The sequence below is a fragment of the Mesorhizobium sp. LNHC232B00 genome, assembly GCF_000502435.1.
Lineage (GTDB): Bacteria > Pseudomonadota > Alphaproteobacteria > Rhizobiales > Rhizobiaceae > Mesorhizobium > Mesorhizobium opportunistum.
Genome location: NZ_AYWP01000008.1, coordinates 35,158 through 51,682, shown reverse-complemented (window position 1 = coordinate 51,682; position 16,525 = coordinate 35,158). Strand labels below are relative to the sequence as shown.

14 protein-coding genes and 1 pseudogene are annotated in these 16,525 nt (G+C 63.3%); 7 read left to right on the top strand and 8 right to left on the bottom strand.

The features are described 5' to 3' along the window. Window positions 1–119: 119 nt before the first annotated feature. Window positions 120–2,105 (bottom strand): CocE/NonD family hydrolase, encoded by a 1,986-nt coding sequence (locus X743_RS156435; RefSeq protein ID WP_023765583.1) that lies wholly within the window; start codon window positions 2,103–2,105, stop codon window positions 120–122. A 179-nt stretch (window positions 2,106–2,284) separates the two neighbouring features. On the opposite strand from X743_RS156435, the gene X743_RS1000000170570 reads away from it, so the two are divergent. After that, window positions 2,285–2,539 carry a BrnT family toxin gene (locus X743_RS1000000170570; protein WP_013891603.1) on the top strand — a complete coding sequence of 85 codons (255 nt, stop codon included), beginning with the start codon at window positions 2,285–2,287 and terminating at the stop codon, window positions 2,537–2,539. Beyond that, entirely contained in the window at window positions 2,526–2,837 is a 312-nt protein-coding gene (locus X743_RS156440; protein ID WP_013891602.1) for a BrnA antitoxin family protein, read from the top strand. Before X743_RS1000000170570 ends, X743_RS156440 begins: the two co-directional genes overlap by 14 nt. Before the next feature lie 10 nt (window positions 2,838–2,847). On the opposite strand, the gene X743_RS156445 is transcribed toward X743_RS156440, so the two are convergent. From X743_RS156445 to puuE, 4 genes are all read right to left on the bottom strand, one after another. Continuing rightward, window positions 2,848–3,441 carry a nucleoside deaminase gene (locus X743_RS156445; RefSeq protein ID WP_023765582.1) on the bottom strand — a complete coding sequence of 198 codons (594 nt, stop codon included), beginning with the start codon at window positions 3,439–3,441 and terminating at the stop codon, window positions 2,848–2,850. A gap of 66 nt (window positions 3,442–3,507) precedes the next feature. Beyond that, window positions 3,508–3,999, bottom strand: a complete 492-nt coding sequence (locus tag X743_RS156450; protein ID WP_023765581.1) for an ureidoglycolate lyase — start codon at window positions 3,997–3,999, stop codon at window positions 3,508–3,510. Continuing rightward, window positions 3,996–4,859 (bottom strand): bifunctional allantoicase/(S)-ureidoglycine aminohydrolase, encoded by an 864-nt coding sequence (locus X743_RS156455; protein ID WP_023765580.1) that lies wholly within the window; start codon window positions 4,857–4,859, stop codon window positions 3,996–3,998. The genes X743_RS156450 and X743_RS156455 overlap by 4 nt, the downstream gene beginning before the upstream one ends. A gap of 10 nt (window positions 4,860–4,869) precedes the next feature. Next, a complete protein-coding gene (puuE, locus tag X743_RS156460; RefSeq protein WP_023765579.1) occupies window positions 4,870–6,288 on the bottom strand; it encodes an allantoinase PuuE in 1,419 nt (472 codons plus the stop codon). Window positions 6,289–6,489: 201 nt separating this feature from the next. Here puuE and uraH point away from each other — a divergent pair, with 201 nt between their 5' ends. From uraH to xdhC, 4 genes and pseudogenes are all read left to right on the top strand, one after another. Beyond that, complete coding sequence (gene uraH, locus X743_RS156465; protein WP_023765578.1) at window positions 6,490–6,864, top strand: hydroxyisourate hydrolase; 375 nt, start codon at window positions 6,490–6,492, stop codon at window positions 6,862–6,864. A 3-nt stretch (window positions 6,865–6,867) separates the two neighbouring features. Further along, window positions 6,868–8,349, top strand: a complete 1,482-nt coding sequence (gene xdhA, locus X743_RS156470; protein ID WP_023765577.1) for a xanthine dehydrogenase small subunit — start codon at window positions 6,868–6,870, stop codon at window positions 8,347–8,349. Next, window positions 8,349–10,715 (top strand): xanthine dehydrogenase molybdopterin binding subunit, encoded by a 2,367-nt coding sequence (gene xdhB, locus X743_RS156475; RefSeq protein ID WP_023765576.1) that lies wholly within the window; start codon window positions 8,349–8,351, stop codon window positions 10,713–10,715. The genes xdhA and xdhB overlap by 1 nt, the downstream gene beginning before the upstream one ends. Window positions 10,716–10,775: 60 nt before the next feature. After that, window positions 10,776–11,806 (top strand): annotated as a pseudogene (gene xdhC / locus X743_RS0135925) (xanthine dehydrogenase accessory protein XdhC). Between the two features lie 12 nt (window positions 11,807–11,818). Here the strand turns inward: xdhC and X743_RS156480 are convergent. The 3 genes from X743_RS156480 to X743_RS156490 all read right to left on the bottom strand — a co-directional run bounded on the left by X743_RS156480 (window position 11,819) and on the right by X743_RS156490 (window position 15,071). After that, window positions 11,819–13,072, bottom strand: a complete 1,254-nt coding sequence (locus X743_RS156480) for an LLM class flavin-dependent oxidoreductase (protein WP_023765575.1) — start codon at window positions 13,070–13,072, stop codon at window positions 11,819–11,821. Next, entirely contained in the window at window positions 13,069–14,022 is a 954-nt protein-coding gene (locus X743_RS156485) for an LLM class flavin-dependent oxidoreductase (RefSeq protein WP_023765574.1), read from the bottom strand. Before X743_RS156485 ends, X743_RS156480 begins: the two co-directional genes overlap by 4 nt. Window positions 14,023–14,150: 128 nt before the next feature. Then, window positions 14,151–15,071, bottom strand: a complete 921-nt coding sequence (locus X743_RS156490) for a LysR family transcriptional regulator (RefSeq protein WP_013891591.1) — start codon at window positions 15,069–15,071, stop codon at window positions 14,151–14,153. A 236-nt stretch (window positions 15,072–15,307) separates the two neighbouring features. Here X743_RS156490 and X743_RS156495 point away from each other — a divergent pair, with 236 nt between their 5' ends. Continuing rightward, window positions 15,308–16,525, top strand: a complete 1,218-nt coding sequence (locus X743_RS156495) for a urate hydroxylase PuuD (protein WP_023765573.1) — start codon at window positions 15,308–15,310, stop codon at window positions 16,523–16,525.

Below are 16,525 nucleotides of genomic sequence, written 5' to 3'. Positions count from 1 at the left end.
TCGATTTTCTTGTTTCTTGTGAGGGGAATAATGACGGCAAGGCAAAGCGGTAAGCAAGACCGAATGCGACATGCCGTGGCGTAAATCGTATGTCGCATTTGGACCAACGGGTTCAGTCATCAGACCAGCGCGCGCGGAATTTTTTCCTCGAAATTGCGTTCGAAGACGAGGATATCGCCTTCGTAAGCTTCGATTCTGGCGCTAACGACGAAGTTTTGCGCGTCCGATCGCATCTCCGCCCATGTCTCGGTACGCACCGACCATCCGTTTCGCGACAACGTCTGCGTCCAATGGGTTTTCCCCGATGCGGACAGCGGATCGTCGGGATGGATCGCCCAGGTCTCGCGGGCGATGCTGCCATTGGCCAGGCCATGGGCAAGATCGCGCACCTCGCCGAAGTCGTCCGCTATGGATAGCGTGACGATTCCGGTCTTTTCGTCGCGATCGACATGACGTTCGGAATTCGCTGGCCGGACCGTCTGGGTGGCCCAGGGCGCGGCGCCTTCCGGCTCGGCGAATGTCACCTCGCTGCCCGTGGCCAGCGGGCGCAAGGGAAGGGCCAGTGTCGCTGCCGACAAGGTGAGTTGAACCGGCTCCGGCGAGGGCCAGATCATTGGCCAATAGGCGTTCGAAACGGCAACGCGCAGGCGGTGGCCGGCCGGAACGCGGTAGGCGCACTGATCGAGCACGACGCGCGCCGAGATGGCCTCGCCCGGCGCCAGCGCTTGCGGGAATTCGTGCGAGTCGCGGTGCGTCAGGTTGAGCACGCCGTAGGAGATCAGTTCCGACGCGCCGTCCGGATGCACGTCGCACAGTCGGATCGCAATGTTGGCTTGCGGGCGATCGGAAGTGAGCGTGACTTGGACTTCCGGTGCACCGACAATGTCGAGCGCCTCGGCGAGTTCCGGTTGGTCGAAACACACCGACAGAGCATCGTCGGGACGCTGGTCACCTGGCAGTTCCGGGCCGAAGGTGAACGGGAAGTACTCGCCGCCAGCGAGACCGCAGCTTTGTGGTGAGGCGACGATGGCAGGTTTTTTGCCCTTGGAGATCAGCTCGATCGCTTGCGTCTTGATGGTGGGCGACGGCCATTGCTGCTCCGCCACCCAGCGGCCCAGCCGCTCGGGATGCCAGCGCGCCGGGCGCACGCTGTCCATCACATAGGCGCGATAGGCCGGGTCGGCCTCGACACCAGTGTCGCTGCCCTTCAGCCAGTGGTCCCACCAGCGCAGTGCTTCCTGCAGGAAGCCGATGGCCGGCTGAGGTCCGGCATAATGTGGATATTTGTGGATCCATGGGCCGACGATGCCCTTGACCGGTGCCTCGATGTTGCTGACGAGATTGGAGATCGTGTTGCGGTAACCGTCATGCCAGCCGCCGATCGACAGCACCGCTGCCTTGACCGCGGAAAAATTCTCGCAGATGGAGCCGCGTTTCCAATAGGCATCGCGGTGCTGGTGGCTGAGCCAGAGCGGCAAAAGGAAGGACTGGTTCTTCAGCCGGGTCAGCCACAGATCGCGCCACCGGTTGTCGCCTGCAATCAGCGGGTCCGGTGGCCGTGACGAATAGGAGAGCATCGTCGAAGCCCAGCCGAAATTCTCGATCAGCAGGCAGCCGCCCTTGTAATGGATATCGTCGGCGTAGCGGTCGACGGTCGAGCACAGGCTGATCACCGCCTTCAGCGCCGGCGGCTGTTTGGCCGCCACCTGCAGGCAGTTGAAGCCGCCCCAGGAAATACCCATCATGCCGACATTGCCGTTGCACCAAGGTTGGCTTGCGGCCCAAGCAATGACGTCGCAGGCGTCCTGCAATTCCTGCTCGGAATATTCGTCGTCCATCAGCCCTTCGGAATCGCCATTGCCGCGCATGTCGACGCGGATCGAGGCGTAGCCGTGGCCGGCAAAATAAGGATGCGTCAGCTGGTCGCGAAAGATGGTGCCGTCGCGCTTGCGGTAGGGCAGGTGCTCGAGAATGGCAGGCACCGGATCGTCGCCGGCATCCTCCGGCATCCACACCCGCGCCGACAGCCGGCAGCCATCCGGCATGACGATGCCCATGTCCGGGAATTCGACGACCTTGCGGGGAAATTCGGTGACGGTTTTCATGGCTGCTCTCCAGGATATCAGTGACGCATGAAGCGCGCACATTACGAAGTCGAACGGACGACGGCCTGTGTCGCCGGGACGACGGTTGGCGCGAACATTTAACTTCTATCTTGCGTTATCCCGAGAATTTATGTATTACTTTTATTCACTCCAGTTCGACATACTGAGGATAATTACGCCTGAAAATCGTTTGGGATGAGCCGAAGCGCGTAACGAACCTCAAAAACCGGGGTCTCGATTTTGCCAAACTCGATATCGAGTTTTTTGCGACTTCAACCGTCCTCCCGGCCAAGGCCGGCCGGCTCAAGGCGATTGGCGAATTCGGAGAGATCATTCTCGCCGTTATTTTTAAGCCGCTTGGTTCCGAAGCGATTTCGGTGATCTCGATGCGACGTGCTAGCCGAAAGGAAAGGTCAGTATATGAACAACCCTAAGTCACGTATTCGGCCGCTTACCGATGAGGAGGAAGCGGAAATCCAAAGGCAAATCGCTGCTGATTCCGACGACGCGGAGGCGACTGACGAGCAATTGGCGCGAGCCAAGCCTTTCGCGGAAGCGTTTCCGGAACTTTTCGAAAGCATAAGGCGCGCTCGTGGCCGGCCTCCTGTGGAAAAGCCCAAGCAAGTTGTGTCCATCCGTCTGGATCAGGACGTCGTCAGAAAATTCAAGGCGACTGGCAAGGGCTGGCAGGCCAAGATAAATGAGGTATTGAAAAACGCGAAGGTAAGCTAGGCGATCCCTCTCAATTCAGCGGAATGTCGTTCTCGTTCTTGTTCGCCTGGTAGGCGCCTGACAAATCGTCGTAGCGCGCCGAGATCTTGCCGATACGCGCTTCCAGCCGTTGGCGCTCGGTCTCGGGCAGCGCCCGCACCAGCCTGCGTATGGAGAAACTCTTCCAATAGGCGTTCTCGGCATTGTAACCGCCGGGATCGAGGGTGAAGACCTCTTTCAGGATTTTCAGATCGTGCGGGATGGCAAAGCTGTCGCGCGAATCCTCGTGGCTGAACAGATAGTAGAAATTGTCGAAGCCGGTCCAGGTGATTGCCGACAGGCAGAGCGAGCATGGTTCGTGCGTGGCGAGGAAGATGGCGTCGCCAGTGTCGACACGCTCCGCCCTGGGCATCTCGTAAAAACGCTTCAGGCAATGCACCTCGCCATGCCAGAGCGGGTTTTCGATCTCGTTGTTGGTCTCGGCCAGCACCAGCGAACGATCGTCCTTCCTCAGGATCGCCGCGCCGAACAGCTTGTTGCCGTGGGCAACGCCTTTCTCCGTCTTCGGCACGATGTCATGCTCGATGACGTCGAGCAGGCGGTCGATCAGCGAAATGTCGGTCATGACGGCTCTCCTGCTGCATGTCGCCCAAAAGTGCCCCGGTTCTGGGGTAACGACATGCGCGAAAAACTAGGGAAGATGGATCTCGTAGGCGTGCGAGAAATGGAATTCTTCGAGATTGGAGCCGTCGCCGCCACGGTCGACGATCAGGAAGTCCTGAGCTTCGCCAAGCGGCGTCAGCACGCCATGCCAGAGATTGCGGGAATAGTTGATGCCTTGTCCGGGCGCGGTGATGAAGGCGTGCGGTTCGCCCGGCCCCTCCTTGCCGTCATGGCAGACGACGACTAGGAACGGGCGCGGCGACAGCGGTATGAAGGCCTGGCTGCCGAACGGATGCCGCTCGACCATGGTCAGCTTCAGCGGCAGTTCGTAAGGCGTGCCGCGCACCATCGAGATCAGCACGCGCGCGTTCGGTCCCGTCGCCTCGGCGGTGGCAAGATCGTGGTAGCGCTCGGCCTTGCCGCCATTGATCGGGTAATGGTTGTCGCCGCCCATGTCGATGACGTCCCCGAAACCGGCAAACGCCTCGCGCGTCAGCGGCCGCGCGACGATGCGGGTCACCGCGTGCGACCGCCAATATCGGCACCGCCCAGCTTGGCGTGCCGGTTGACGTCTTTGTAGAGCAGATAGCGGAATTTCCCCGGGCCGCCGGCATAGCAGGCCTGCGGGCAGAAGGCGCGCAGCCACATATAGTCGCCGGCCTCGACCTCGACCCAGTCCTGGTTCAGGCGGTAGACCGCCTTGCCTTCGAGCACATAGAGCCCGTGCTCCATCACATGCGTCTCGGCGAACGGAATGACGGCGCCGGGCTCGAGCGTCACGATGGTCATATGCATGTCGTGGCGCATGTCGGCCGGATCGACGAACCGCGTCGTCGCCCAGCGGCCCTCGGTGCCGGGCATCGGCGTCGGTGCGATCTCCTGTTCGTTGGTGAAGAAGGCTTCCGGCGCTTCGATGCCGTCGACGGCTTCATAGGCCTTGCGAATCCAGTGGAAACGAACAGCCGCCTTGCTTTCATTGCGAACGGTCCAACCGCTGGCCGGCGGCAGGAAGGCAAAGCCGCCGGGCCGCAACATATGCTTCTTCCCGGCAAGCAGGACCGTCAACTCGCCCTCGACCACGAACAGGGCGCCCTCGGCGCCGGCATCGGGTTCCGGCCGCTCGCTGCCGCCGCCGGGTGCGACCTCGACAATGTACTGCGAAAACGTCTCGGCAAAGCCGGACAGCGGACGCGACAGGATCCAGACGCGGGTCTCGTCCCAGAACGGCAAGGCGCTGGTGACGATGTCCTGCATCACCCCCTTGGGGATGACGGCATAGGCCTCGGTGAAGACGGCGCGGCCGGTCAAAAGCTCGTTCTGGCCGGAATGGCCGCCATGTGGAGCGTAATAGGTTCGCTCGGGCATCCTGATCGTATCCATGGGTTCAAACCTATTGCGGTAGCATGTCCCGGAGGCGGAGCAGCGCGATGCGCTCGACCTGTTTGCAGGCGGTCTCGAATTCCACGCCCCGGCTGTTGCCGATGCGGGCTTCGAATTCCGCCAGGATTTCCTCCTTGGTCTTGCCCTTCACCGCGATGATGAAGGGGAAGCCGAAGGTGGTGACGTAGGCGGCGTTGAGTTTGGAGAACAATTCGCGTTCCTTGTCGGTCAGCGCGTCGAGACCGGCGGAGGCCTGTTCCCGGGTCGATTCCGCGGTCAACCGCCTGGCCTTGGCCAATTTGCCGGCAAGGTCGGGATGGGCGTTGAGCACGCCGAGCCGCTCGGTCTCGTTGGCGGAACGGAAGACGCGGCAGAGCGCATTGTGCAGGCCGCCGGCCGTGTCATGCGCTGGGCCTAGTTCCAGTTCGTAGGCCCGCTCCGCGATCCAGGGCGAATGCTCGAACACGCCGCCGAAGCTGTGAACGAATGTCTCGAATTCCATTTTCGACGGGCGCAGCGCCGCCGGCTTGTAGGGATGTTTTTCCTGCCAGTGCCTGGCGATGTCGATGCGCCGCGCCAGCCAGACCTTGTCGTGCGACTTCACATAGTCGACGAAGCGCTTCAGCGCCGCCACCCGGCCTGGCCGCCCGACGAGCCGGCAATGCAGGCCGATGTTCATCATGCGCGGCCGGCCCGCCTTGCCCTCGGCATAGAGCGTGTCGAAGCTGTCCTTGAGGTAGGCGAAGAACTGGTCACCCGAGTTGAAGCCTTGCGGCGTGGCGAAGCGCATATCGTTGGCGTCGAGCGTGTAGGGGATGATGAGCTGCGTGCCGCCCGCATGCTCGTACCAGTAGGGCAGCTCGTCGTCATAGGTGTCGGAGACGTAGTCGAAGCCGCCTTCCTCGGCGACCAGCCGTACCGTGTTGACCGAGGTGCGGCCCGTATACCAGCCGGTCGGGCGCTGGCCCGTGACCTCGTAATGCAGCTTGATCGCGGCTTTGAGGTCGCGGCGTTCGTCCTCGGCGCTGTGGTCGCGGTAGTCGATCCATCTCAGCCCATGCGAGGCGATTTCCCAGCCGGCCTCCTGCATGGCCGTCACCTGGTCGGGCGAGCGTGCCAACGCGGTGGTGACGCCGTAGCAGGTCACCGGCACCTGGCTCTCGCTGAACAGGCGCAGCAGCCGCCAGAAACCGGCCCGCGCCCCGTATTCGTAGATCGATTCCATGTTCCAGTGGCGCTGGCCCACCCAGGCCGCGGCGCCGACGATTTCCGACAGGAAGGCTTCCGAGGCCTTGTCGCCGTGCAGCACGCAGTTTTCGCCGCCCTCTTCGTAGTTGACGACGAACTGCACCGCGACATGCGCTCCGCCAGGCCATTTCGGATCCGGCGGATTGGCTCCGTAGCCGCGCATGTCTCTTTCGTAACGCATCGTCCCTCCCGCGGGGCATCGCCCGAAGTATGAGCAGGATATCGAAAGGGTGCTTCTCGCATTCCCCCGAAAATTTTTGAAAGTGTTTTTGTCGCACTCCGCTCGACCGGGACTTATGCATCGCCTTTAATTGGCGCACAATTCATCACTTGTGTTCGATTGTACCAGCCAGTTCGTTCAACTGGGAAAGGGAGGCGGCCAATGGCAGAGACGTCGAAAGCCGATGGCGGACGCCTGACGACCCATGTTCTCGACACGGCGACCGGCAAGCCGGCGGCGGGCCTGTCGATCGCTCTTTACCGTCTCGACGGTGCCGCCCGCACGCTTCTGAAGACGGTCGCGACCAACGCCGATGGCCGCTGCGATGCGCCATTGCTTGTCGGCGGTGACTTCCGCATCGGCGAATACGAGCTGATCTTCGCGGCGGGCGACTATCTGCGCGGCCAGGGAACAAAGCTGCCCGAGCCGGCTTTCCTCGACAGGGTGCCGATCCGCTTCGGCATGGCGGAGGCGGTGCACTATCATGTGCCCCTTCTGATCTCGCCCTACGGCTATTCGACCTACAGGGGAAGTTGAGGCATGGCCAAGGTCAATATCCGCAACGAAATCCGTTTCATCCTCAATGGCAGGGATGTCGTGCTGTCTTCGGTGGCACCCGACACGACCTTGCTCGACTGGCTGCGGCTCGACCGCTCGCTGCGCGGCACCAAGGAAGGCTGCGCCGAGGGCGATTGCGGCGCCTGCACCGTGCTCGTCGGCAAGCTCTCGGCCGGCGGACTGGTCTATGAAAGTGTCAACGCCTGCATCCGCTTCCTCGGCTCGCTGGACGGCACCCATGTCGTGACCGTCGAGCATTTGCGCGGCCTGCCCGGCCAACTGCACCCGGTGCAGCAGGCAATGGTCGATTTCCACGGCTCGCAATGCGGCTTCTGCACGCCGGGCTTCATCATGTCGCTCTACGGCCTGTGGATGAGATCATCGGCCCCATCGAACGCGACGATCGAAAAAGCCCTGCAAGGCAACCTTTGCCGCTGCACCGGCTACGAGGCGATCATGCGCGCCGCCCACGCCATCTCCAGCTACGGCAAGGCGGCGAAAGACCCGCTGGCGGCGGAGCGCGAGGCAATCACGGCAAGGCTCGATGCCATGCATGACGGCGCGCGGGTCGAGATCGGCGCCGGCAAAGCACGGCTGGTGGTGCCGGCCAATGTCGATGATCTCGCCGCCATACTGGACAAGGAACCCACGGCCACCATCGTTGCCGGGGCGACCGATGTCGGCCTGTGGGTGACCAAGCACATGCGCGATATCTCGCCGGTGATCTTCATCGGCAATCTCGACGGGCTTTGCACGATCTCCGAAGACAAGGGCGTCATATCGATCGGCGCCAGCGTCACCTACACCGAAGCCTTCTCGACGCTGTCAAAGCGCATCCCCGCGCTCGGACCATTGTTCGACCGCATCGGTGGCGAACAGGTGCGCAATATGGGCACCATCGGCGGCAACATCGCCAACGGCTCGCCGATCGGCGACACGCCGCCGCCATTGATCGCGCTCGGCGCGCGGCTGACGCTGCGCAGGGGCAAGAAGCGGCGCACGATCCCGTTGCAGGATTTCTTCATTGCTTACGGGAAGCAGGATCGGCAGCCGGGCGAGTTCGTCGAAGCCGTGCACGTTCCTGTCCCCGCCAAGGGGGCGAAATTCGCCGTCTACAAGATCACCAAGCGCCGCGACGAGGACATCACCGCCGCCCTTGGCGCCTTTTCCCTGACTCTGGCCGAGGATGGCACGGTTGCCGATATCCGTATCGCCTATGGCGGCATGGCCGCGACCCCGAAGCGGGCGTCCGCAGTCGAAAACGCGTTGCGCGGCAAGCCCTGGACCGAAGCGACGGTCGAGGCGGCGATGACTGAGTACGCCAGGGATTTCACGCCGCTCACCGACATGCGCGCGTCAGCCGAATACCGGGCGCTGGCGGCGAAAAACCTGTTGTTGCGCTTCTTTGTCGAAACCACCGGCACCAGGGCACCATTCCGGGTGTCACGCAACGAGGCGGCATGATGAACAAGCACGCCACCGCTAGTCTCAAGGCTGAGAAAATCGTCGGCGGCGTCGCCACCGACCAGCGGCATGATTCCGCCCACAAGCATGTCAGCGGCACGGCGGTCTATATCGACGACATGCCGGAACCGGCCGGCACGCTGCATGGCTGCCTCGGCCTTTCGGCTGCGACCCATGCCACGATCGTCGAGATGGACCTTTCGGCGGTGCGCGCCGCGCCCGGCGTCGTCGATGTGCTGACGGCGAAGGATGTGCCGGGCGAGAACGACATCTCGCCGACTGGTCGCCATGACGAGCCGCTGCTCGCCGACGGCAAGGTCGAGTTCCATGGTCAGCCGATCTTCTGCGTTATTGCTGAAACTCGCGAACAAGCACGCCGCGCCACCAGGCTGGCCAAGGTCGAATACAAGGCATTGCCCTTCGTCACCGATATCGGCGACCTCGACCCGAGGAAGGACAAGTTGGTCACGCCGCCTCTCACGCTGAAACGCGGCGACGCGGCGGCCGCGATCCGTCAGGCGCCGCGCCGGCTGAAGGGAAAGATGCGCGTCGGCGGCCAGGAACATTTCTATCTCGAGGGCCATATCGCCATGGCCGTTCCCGGCGAGGACCAGGACGTCACCATCTACTCCTCGACCCAGCATCCGAGTGAAGTCCAGCACATGGTGAGCCATGCGCTCGGGGTGCCGAGCAATGCCATCACTGTGGAAATCCGCCGCATGGGCGGCGGCTTCGGCGGCAAGGAAACACAAGGCAACCAGTTCGCGGCATTGGCCGCGATCGCCGCCAAGAAGCACCATCGCGCGGTGAAAATCCGGCCCGACCGCGACGACGACATGATCGCCACCGGCAAGCGTCACGACTTCCTCGTCGACTACGAAGTCGGCTTCGATGACGAAGGCAACATCCTCGGCGTCGACTTCATGTTCGCGGCGCGCTGCGGCTTTTCGTCGGACCTGTCAGGCCCGGTCACCGACCGCGCGCTGTTCCATTGCGACAACACCTATTTCTGGCCGACGGTGCATGCGCAGTCGGCACCGCTCTACACCAATACCGTGTCGAACACCGCTTTCCGCGGCTTTGGCGGCCCGCAAGGCATGGTCGGTGCCGAACGCGTCATCGACGAGGTCGCCTTCGCGGTCGGCCAGGATCCGCTGGAAATCCGCAAGAAGAATTTCTACGGCACCAGCGGTGATAGCGAGGGGGGTCGCAACCTCACGCCCTATCACCAGACGGTCGAGGACAACATCATCCAGCGCATCGTCGGCGAACTGGAGGAAAGCGCCTCCTATGCGCGGCGGCGGCGGGAAATTTCGGCCTTCAACGCCAACAGCCGTTTCATCAAGCGCGGCCTGGCGCTGACGCCGGTCAAGTTCGGCATTTCCTTCACCGCCACGCACTACAACCAGGCCGGTGCGTTGGTGCATGTCTACACCGACGGTTCGGTGCATCTGAACCATGGCGGCACCGAGATGGGGCAGGGCCTCTACCTCAAGGTCGCGCAGGTGGTGGCCGAAGAATTCCAGATCGACCTCGACCAGGTGAAGATCACGGCGACCACAACCGGCAAGGTGCCCAACACCTCGGCCACTGCGGCGTCTTCCGGCTCCGATCTCAACGGCATGGCCGCGCAGAACGGTGCGCGTCAGATCAAGGCCCGGCTCATCGATTTCGCCGCCGAAAAGTACCAGGTGCCGCACGACCAGGTGGTTTTCCTGCCCAACCGGGTGCGCGTCGGCAACCAGGAGATCGCCTTCGCCGACCTCGTCAAGCAAGCCTACATGGCGCGCATTCAGCTCTCGGCGGCGGGATTCTACAAGACGCCGAAAATCCACTGGAACCGCGACAAGGGACAGGGTCGCCCCTTCTACTATTTCGCCTACGGGGCCTCCTGCTCGGAAGTCTCGGTCGACACGCTGACCGGCGAATATGTGGTCGAGCGCACCGACATCCTGCACGAAACCGGCCGCTCGCTGAACCGTGCCATCGATCTCGGCCAGATCGAGGGCGGCTTCATCCAGGGCATGGGCTGGCTGACGACGGAAGAACTGTGGTGGGACGACAAGGGACGGCTGCGCACCCATGCGCCGTCGACCTACAAGATCCCGCTGGCGTCAGACCGGCCGAAGATATTCAACGTGACCCTTGCCGACTGGCCCGAGGCGAGCGAGCCGACGATCCACCGCTCCAAGGCGGTTGGCGAGCCGCCCTTCCCGCTCGGCATGTCCGTGCTGCATGCATTGTCGGATGCGGTCGCCAGTGTCGCCGACCACAAGATCTGCCCGCGTCTCGATGCTCCTGCGACGCCGGAACGCGTGCTGATGACGATCGAGCGGCTGAAGAAAGAGGCCAGGGCTGGCGCCTAAGTCGCCAAAACGTGCAAAATCAGCGTGAAAAGCCTATATTTCCCAATTGGGAATGCAAAAATGAACTCGAAAGTGCAAAGCCTGAAAGCCTTTCTCGCCAGCGCCCACCGGGTCGCCCTGGTCGAAGTGGCGGGCACCAAAGGCTCGACGCCGCGCGAGAAGGGCGCCTTCATGCTCGTCTCGGCATCGGCCACCTTTGGCACGATCGGCGGCGGCCAGCTCGAATACATGGCCATCGACAAGGCCAGGCAGATGCTAGCGTCCTCACCCTCCCCCTTGTGGGGAGGGTCGCTGCGCAGCAGCGGGGTGGGGGTGCGGCGCCGGCCCCCCACCCGAACCTGCGGTCNGGCAAAGCCGGCCGGGGTGGGGGTGCGGCGTTCGAAGGTCCCCCTCCCCACAAGGGGGAGGGTGAAGAAGCCCGCATCGAGGTCGACGAAGTCCGCGCTACCCTCGACGTCCCGCTGGGGCCCGAAATCGGCCAATGCTGCGGCGGGCGCGTTGAGGTTCTGATCCGGCTGGTCGATGCCGCGCTTGCCGCCGATCTGATTGCGGGCGCCGAAGCCGAAGAGGCCCACCTGCCGCATGTCTACATCTTCGGCGGCGGCCATGTCGGCCAGGCGCTGGCGTCGACGGTAGCACTGCTTCCCGTCCACGGCGTCATTATCGAAACGCGGGCCGAGGCGCTGGAAGGCATGCCGGAAACCGTTGAGACGCGGCTGACGCCCATGCCGGAGGCCGAGGTGCGCAAGGCGCCCGCCGGCACCGCATTCGCCATCCTCACCCATGACCACGCGCTGGACTTCCTAATCGTCGCCGAAGCGCTGAAACGCGATGACGCCGCCTATGTCGGCATGATCGGCTCGAAGACCAAGAAAGCGACCTTCAGGAACTGGTACCTGAAATCGGCTGATGGCACGGAAGCGGAGTTTGCCCGCCTCGTCTCGCCGATCGGCGGTAACGCCGTCAGGGACAAGCGGCCGCAAGTTATTGCGGCGCTCGCGGCGGCTGAGATCATGACGGCGCTGGTTGCTCACGCTGCCGCGTCAAATGCCGAAAATCCCGTGCCGCATGGCAAGGTAATGGTCAGTTGAGCTTTGCCGCGCTTAGGCTGGCCGCTTCAAGCCCAGATGGTCGCGCAGCGTTCGGCCTTCATAATCCCTGCGGAACAGGCCGCGCCGTTGCAGCTCCGGCACCACGAGTTCGCAAAAGGCATCGAGTTCGCCGGGGAAGTAAGACGGCATGACGTTGAAGCCATCGGCCGCGCCGCCTTCGAACCGCGCCTGCAATTCGTCGGCGATCTGGGCCGCCGTGCCGACGATACGCCAATGACCCCTGGCGCCGGCGAAATGACGGGCAAGTTGGCGGATGGAAAGGCCGTCGCGGCGCGATTGCTCGACGATCAGAGCCTGCCGGCTCTTCATGCCCTCGCTTTCCGGCAATTCGGGCAGCGGCCCGTCGATCGGATAGCGCCGCAGATCGGAGATGCTGAGATAGCTGGACAGCAGCGCCACGCCGACGTCGTCGGGGATCAGCTCCTGCAACGCCTCGAATTTTTCCTGGGCCTCGGCTTCCGTTTCCGCCACCACGGGGGAAACGCCGGGCATGATCTTGATGTCGTCCGGCTCGCGTCCATAGCTTACCATGCGCCCCTTGAGGTCGTCGTAGAAGGCCTTCGCCTCCTCGAAGGTCTGCGCCGCCGTGAACACCACGTCGGCGGTGCGGGCGGCCAGATCGCGGCCGACATCCGAGGCGCCGGCCTGGACCATGACCGGCGCGCCCTGCGGCGAACGCGGCAGGTCGAGCGGGTCGCGAACCGAAAAGCTCTGGCTGTCATGGCCGGAAGCGCCGAGCTTGCCGTGCCAAAGCCCGGTTACCACCTCGGCGAATTCGCGCGCCCGCTCATAGCGGTCGGCATGGGGCTTGAGGCCGGTCGCGCCGAAATTGGCGGCCTCGATGGGGCTTGCCGATGTGACCAGGTTCCAGCCGGCCCGTCCGTGGCTCAGATGGTCGAGAGACAGGAAGGTCCGCGCCAGCCCGTAGGGCTCGTTATAGCTCGTCGAGGCGGTGGAGACGAGGCCGATGCGGCTGGTCTGCACGGCGAGCGCCGAGAGCAGGCTGATCGGCTCGAAGCCGATCGAGCGCGACGTCTGGCTGGCGATGCCGACATTGGCCTCGCGCAGGCCGGCGGCGTCTTCGCAGAAGATCATGTCGAACTTCGCCGCTTCCGCCGTGCGCGCCAGCTGGATGTAGTGATCGATGTCGATGCCGGCGGTCACATGCGCCTTGGGGTGGCGCCAGGCGGCGATGTGGTGGCCCGTCGCCCACAGGAAGGCGCCGAGCTTCATCTGCGCGGTCATTGGTCACCTCCGCCGGCAAGGCCAAGATGCGAGCGCAACGTCGTGCCCCGATAACCGTCCCGCAAAAGGCCGCGCCGCCGCAACTCCGGCAACACGCGGCCGACGAAATCGTCCAGTGCCGGGGGCGGCATCGCGATGTTGAACCCATCGCAGTCTTGCGAGCGGAACGACGCATCGAGACGATCGACATCGACGCCGACATTCAGCAGCACCTTGACCGAGCCCGGTTCGCGTCCGCAGGCGGCCACGTGCCGCTTCAGATCGTCATGACGCGCCTTGGCGTCCTGAGCGGATCCATCCAGGAGGATGACGTCGGCGGTCCGGGCGGCGATATCCATGTCGGCTTCGGACAGAACGGACAGCAGCAGCACCGGCTGATCCTGCGGCGAGCGCGCGATATTCAGTGGGCCGCGCACGGAGAAAAATTCGCCCTTGTGGTCGAGCAGGTGCATTTTGTCGGGATCATGGAAGCGGCCGCCGCCCTTGTCGAACAGCAGCGCATCCGCGTCCCAGCCCTGCCACAAGCCTCGTACGACCCCGATATATTCCTCGGTGCGGCGGCGGAAATCATCGCTGGAAAATCCATCCGGCCGGCTGAAATTGGCCGCCTCGCGCGGCGCCTGCGCCATCGTCGCGTGCCAGCCGGCGCGGCCATGGCTGATAATGTCGAGCGAGGCGAAACGGCGCGCCAGATTGTAGGGCTGGTGGGCGACGGTCGAGGCCGCGGCGACGAGGCCAATCCTGGTTGTCACGGTCGCCAATGCGGCCAGCAAGGTGGTCGCTTCGAAAGGGCTGCTGGACGCGGGGGCATCTGGCGCGGAGTCTTCAAGGATAATCATGTCCAGCCCGGCCGCTTCCGCCTGCCGGACAAAGCCGGCCACATCCCTGAAAGTGAGCGCGCTGGTCTGGCCGGCCATGGAAGAAATGTTGAGCGAAACGGTGAGATGCATTGTGGTTTGCTCGTCGCGCAGCCATCGACCATGAGGCCGTGCATGCGAACCTAAGTTCGCCTCTGCGTAAGGCAACCCCTTCGACTGGGCCAGGAGCCGTTCACTTGCCAGCCAGCCCCTTGTCACCTCTACTTGCCGGCCAGAAGATCCTTGATCAGCCGCTGGCAGCGCTCCGCCATGAAGTCGAGCAGCAGCCGCACCTTGGGGTCCTGCAGCTTCTTGTGCGGATAGACGGCCGCGAACTGCACTGGCGTCGGCGGCGTGTTGCTCAGGATCACCTTCAGCCGCCGGTCGCGGATGAACGGTTCGACCTCGAAGCGCGGCTTGTTGATGATGCCGCGTCCCGATAGCGCCCAGCCGGTCAGCACGTCGCCATCGTCCGTGTCGTAGGGGCCATGCACCTCGAATTTCTGCGGGCCGGTGGGAGTTTGCAGTGTCCATACATATTCGCGCGCGCCGGAGTAGCGTAGCATCAGGCAGTCGTGCTTCTTGCCGATCAGCTCCTGCGGCTCCACCGGTTCGCCGCGCGCCTCCAGATATTTCGGCGCCGCCACCAGCACGCGCTCGCATTCCATGATGCCGCGCATCCTGAGGCTGGAATCCTCGATGATGCCGAGCCGGAAAGCGACGTCGATGCCTTCCTTCATGATATCGACATTGTGGTCCGAGAGCCTCAGCCGCACCTCGATGTCAGGGTATTTGTCGTGGAAATCGGGAATGCCCGAGGCCACCAGCCGGCGGCCGAGGCCGAGCGGCGCGGTTACGCGGATGGTGCCGCGCGGCTGGCCGGACAGCGCCGAGACGGCGGCCTCCGCTTCGGTGATCGCTTCCAGCACCTGCTTGGCGCCCGCATAAAAAACCGTGCCGTGCTCGGTCGGCATCAACTGCCGCGTGGTGCGGTTGAACAGCCGCACGCCAAGATGCTTTTCCAACTCCTTGATGCGGTTGGAGGCGACCGCCGGCGAAATGCGCATGTCGCGGCCCGCCGCCGACAGATTGCCGAGTTCGACGACGCGGACGAAAACGGCGATGTTGTCGAGATAGGCCATGCGGAGCACCTTCGCCGGTTTGCAGCGATTAGCCTAGCGCATGACCCCGAAAAATCGGAATCGATTTTCGGAAAGGATCATGCGCCAGATCAAAGTGCTACAGCGTCCTTTGCGCGTCCAAGAGGCCGCGCGGCGTTGTAGTATTTTCCATTTTTTTTTGAAAGTCATCGTACACCTCGCCTCTTTTCGTTTGCGCGCGACACCGTAAAGTCGCGTCATCGGCAGGGACGACGTCAATGATGGATTTCGCGATTTTCTGGGACTGGCTGAGCTTCGCTGTGCGCTGGCTGCATGTCATCACCGGCATCGCCTGGATCGGCTCGTCTTTCTATTTCGTCGCGCTCGATCTCGGCCTGCGCCAGCGACCGGGCATGCCTGTCGGCGCCTTCGGCGAGGAATGGCAGGTGCATGGCGGCGGCTTCTACCACATTCAGAAATATCTGGTGGCGCCGGCCGAGATGCCCGAACATCTGACCTGGTTCAAATGGGAATCCTACGCCACCTGGCTGTCAGGCTTCGCCATGCTGTGCGTGGTCTATTATGCCGGAGCCGATCTGTTCCTGATCGATCCCAACGTGCTGCCGATGTCGGTACCCGTGGGCATCTTGCTGTCCATGGCGACAATCGGCGTCGGCTGGGTGGTCTATGATCTCCTGTGCCGCTCGCCGCTGGGCAAAAGCGATACCGGCCTGATGCTGGTGCTCTACTGCGTGCTGGTGTTCATCGCCTGGGGGCTGACGCACCTGTTCACCGGCCGCGCCGCCTTCCTGCATCTGGGCGCCATCACCGCCACGATCATGTCGGCCAATGTCTTCATGGTCATCATCCCCAACCAGAAGATCGTCGTCGCCGACCTCATCGCCGGCCGCAAGCCCGATCCGAAATACGGCAAGATCGCCAAGCAGCGCTCGCTCCACAACAACTATCTGACGCTGCCGGTGCTGTTCCTGATGCTGTCGAACCATTATCCGCTGGCGTTCGGGACCGAGTTCAACTGGGTCATCGCCTCGCTGGTGTTCATCATCGGCGTGCTGATCCGGCACTATTTCAACAGCGTCCATGCGCGCAAGGGCAACCCGCATTGGACCTGGCCGGGCGCCCTTGTCCTGTTCATCATCATCATCTGGCTGTCGACCGTGCCGAGGGTGCTGACCGGCGAACCCAAGCCATCCGCAGCGGCGGAACTCTATATCGCCTCCGCGCATTTCCCCGCCGTGCGCGACACCGTGCTCGGCCGCTGTTCGATGTGCCATGCGGCGGAGCCGGTCTATGAGGGCATCTACCATGCACCCAAGGGCGTGATGCTCGACACCGACGCGGGCATCGCCGAGCATGCCCGCGAGATCTATCTGCAGGCCGGACGCAGCCACGCCATGCCGCCTGCCAATGTCTCGCAGATATCAGACAAGGAGCGGGCGCTGCTGGTGACCTGGTTCGAAGGCGCAGGGAAATAG

Bases quoted from the DNA above. Each gene is read 5' to 3' on its own strand.
- X743_RS156435 (WP_023765583.1), bottom strand. From the start codon at position 2,105: ATGAAAACCGTCACCGAATTTCCCCGCAAGGTCGTCGAATTCCCGGAC.
- X743_RS156440 (WP_013891602.1), top strand. From the start codon at position 2,526: ATGAACAACCCTAAGTCACGTATTCGGCCGCTTACCGATGAGGAGGAA.
- X743_RS156445 (WP_023765582.1), bottom strand. From the start codon at position 3,441: ATGACCGACATTTCGCTGATCGACCGCCTGCTCGACGTCATCGAGCAT.
- X743_RS156455 (WP_023765580.1), bottom strand. From the start codon at position 4,859: ATGGATACGATCAGGATGCCCGAGCGAACCTATTACGCTCCACATGGC.
- puuE (WP_023765579.1), bottom strand. From the start codon at position 6,288: ATGCGTTACGAAAGAGACATGCGCGGCTACGGAGCCAATCCGCCGGAT.
- uraH (WP_023765578.1), top strand. From the start codon at position 6,490: ATGGCAGAGACGTCGAAAGCCGATGGCGGACGCCTGACGACCCATGTT.
- xdhA (WP_023765577.1), top strand. From the start codon at position 6,868: ATGGCCAAGGTCAATATCCGCAACGAAATCCGTTTCATCCTCAATGGC.
- xdhB (WP_023765576.1), top strand. From the start codon at position 8,349: ATGAACAAGCACGCCACCGCTAGTCTCAAGGCTGAGAAAATCGTCGGC.
- X743_RS156480 (WP_023765575.1), bottom strand. From the start codon at position 13,072: ATGACCGCGCAGATGAAGCTCGGCGCCTTCCTGTGGGCGACGGGCCAC.
- X743_RS156485 (WP_023765574.1), bottom strand. From the start codon at position 14,022: ATGCATCTCACCGTTTCGCTCAACATTTCTTCCATGGCCGGCCAGACC.
- X743_RS156490 (WP_013891591.1), bottom strand. From the start codon at position 15,071: ATGGCCTATCTCGACAACATCGCCGTTTTCGTCCGCGTCGTCGAACTC.
- X743_RS156495 (WP_023765573.1), top strand. From the start codon at position 15,308: ATGATGGATTTCGCGATTTTCTGGGACTGGCTGAGCTTCGCTGTGCGC.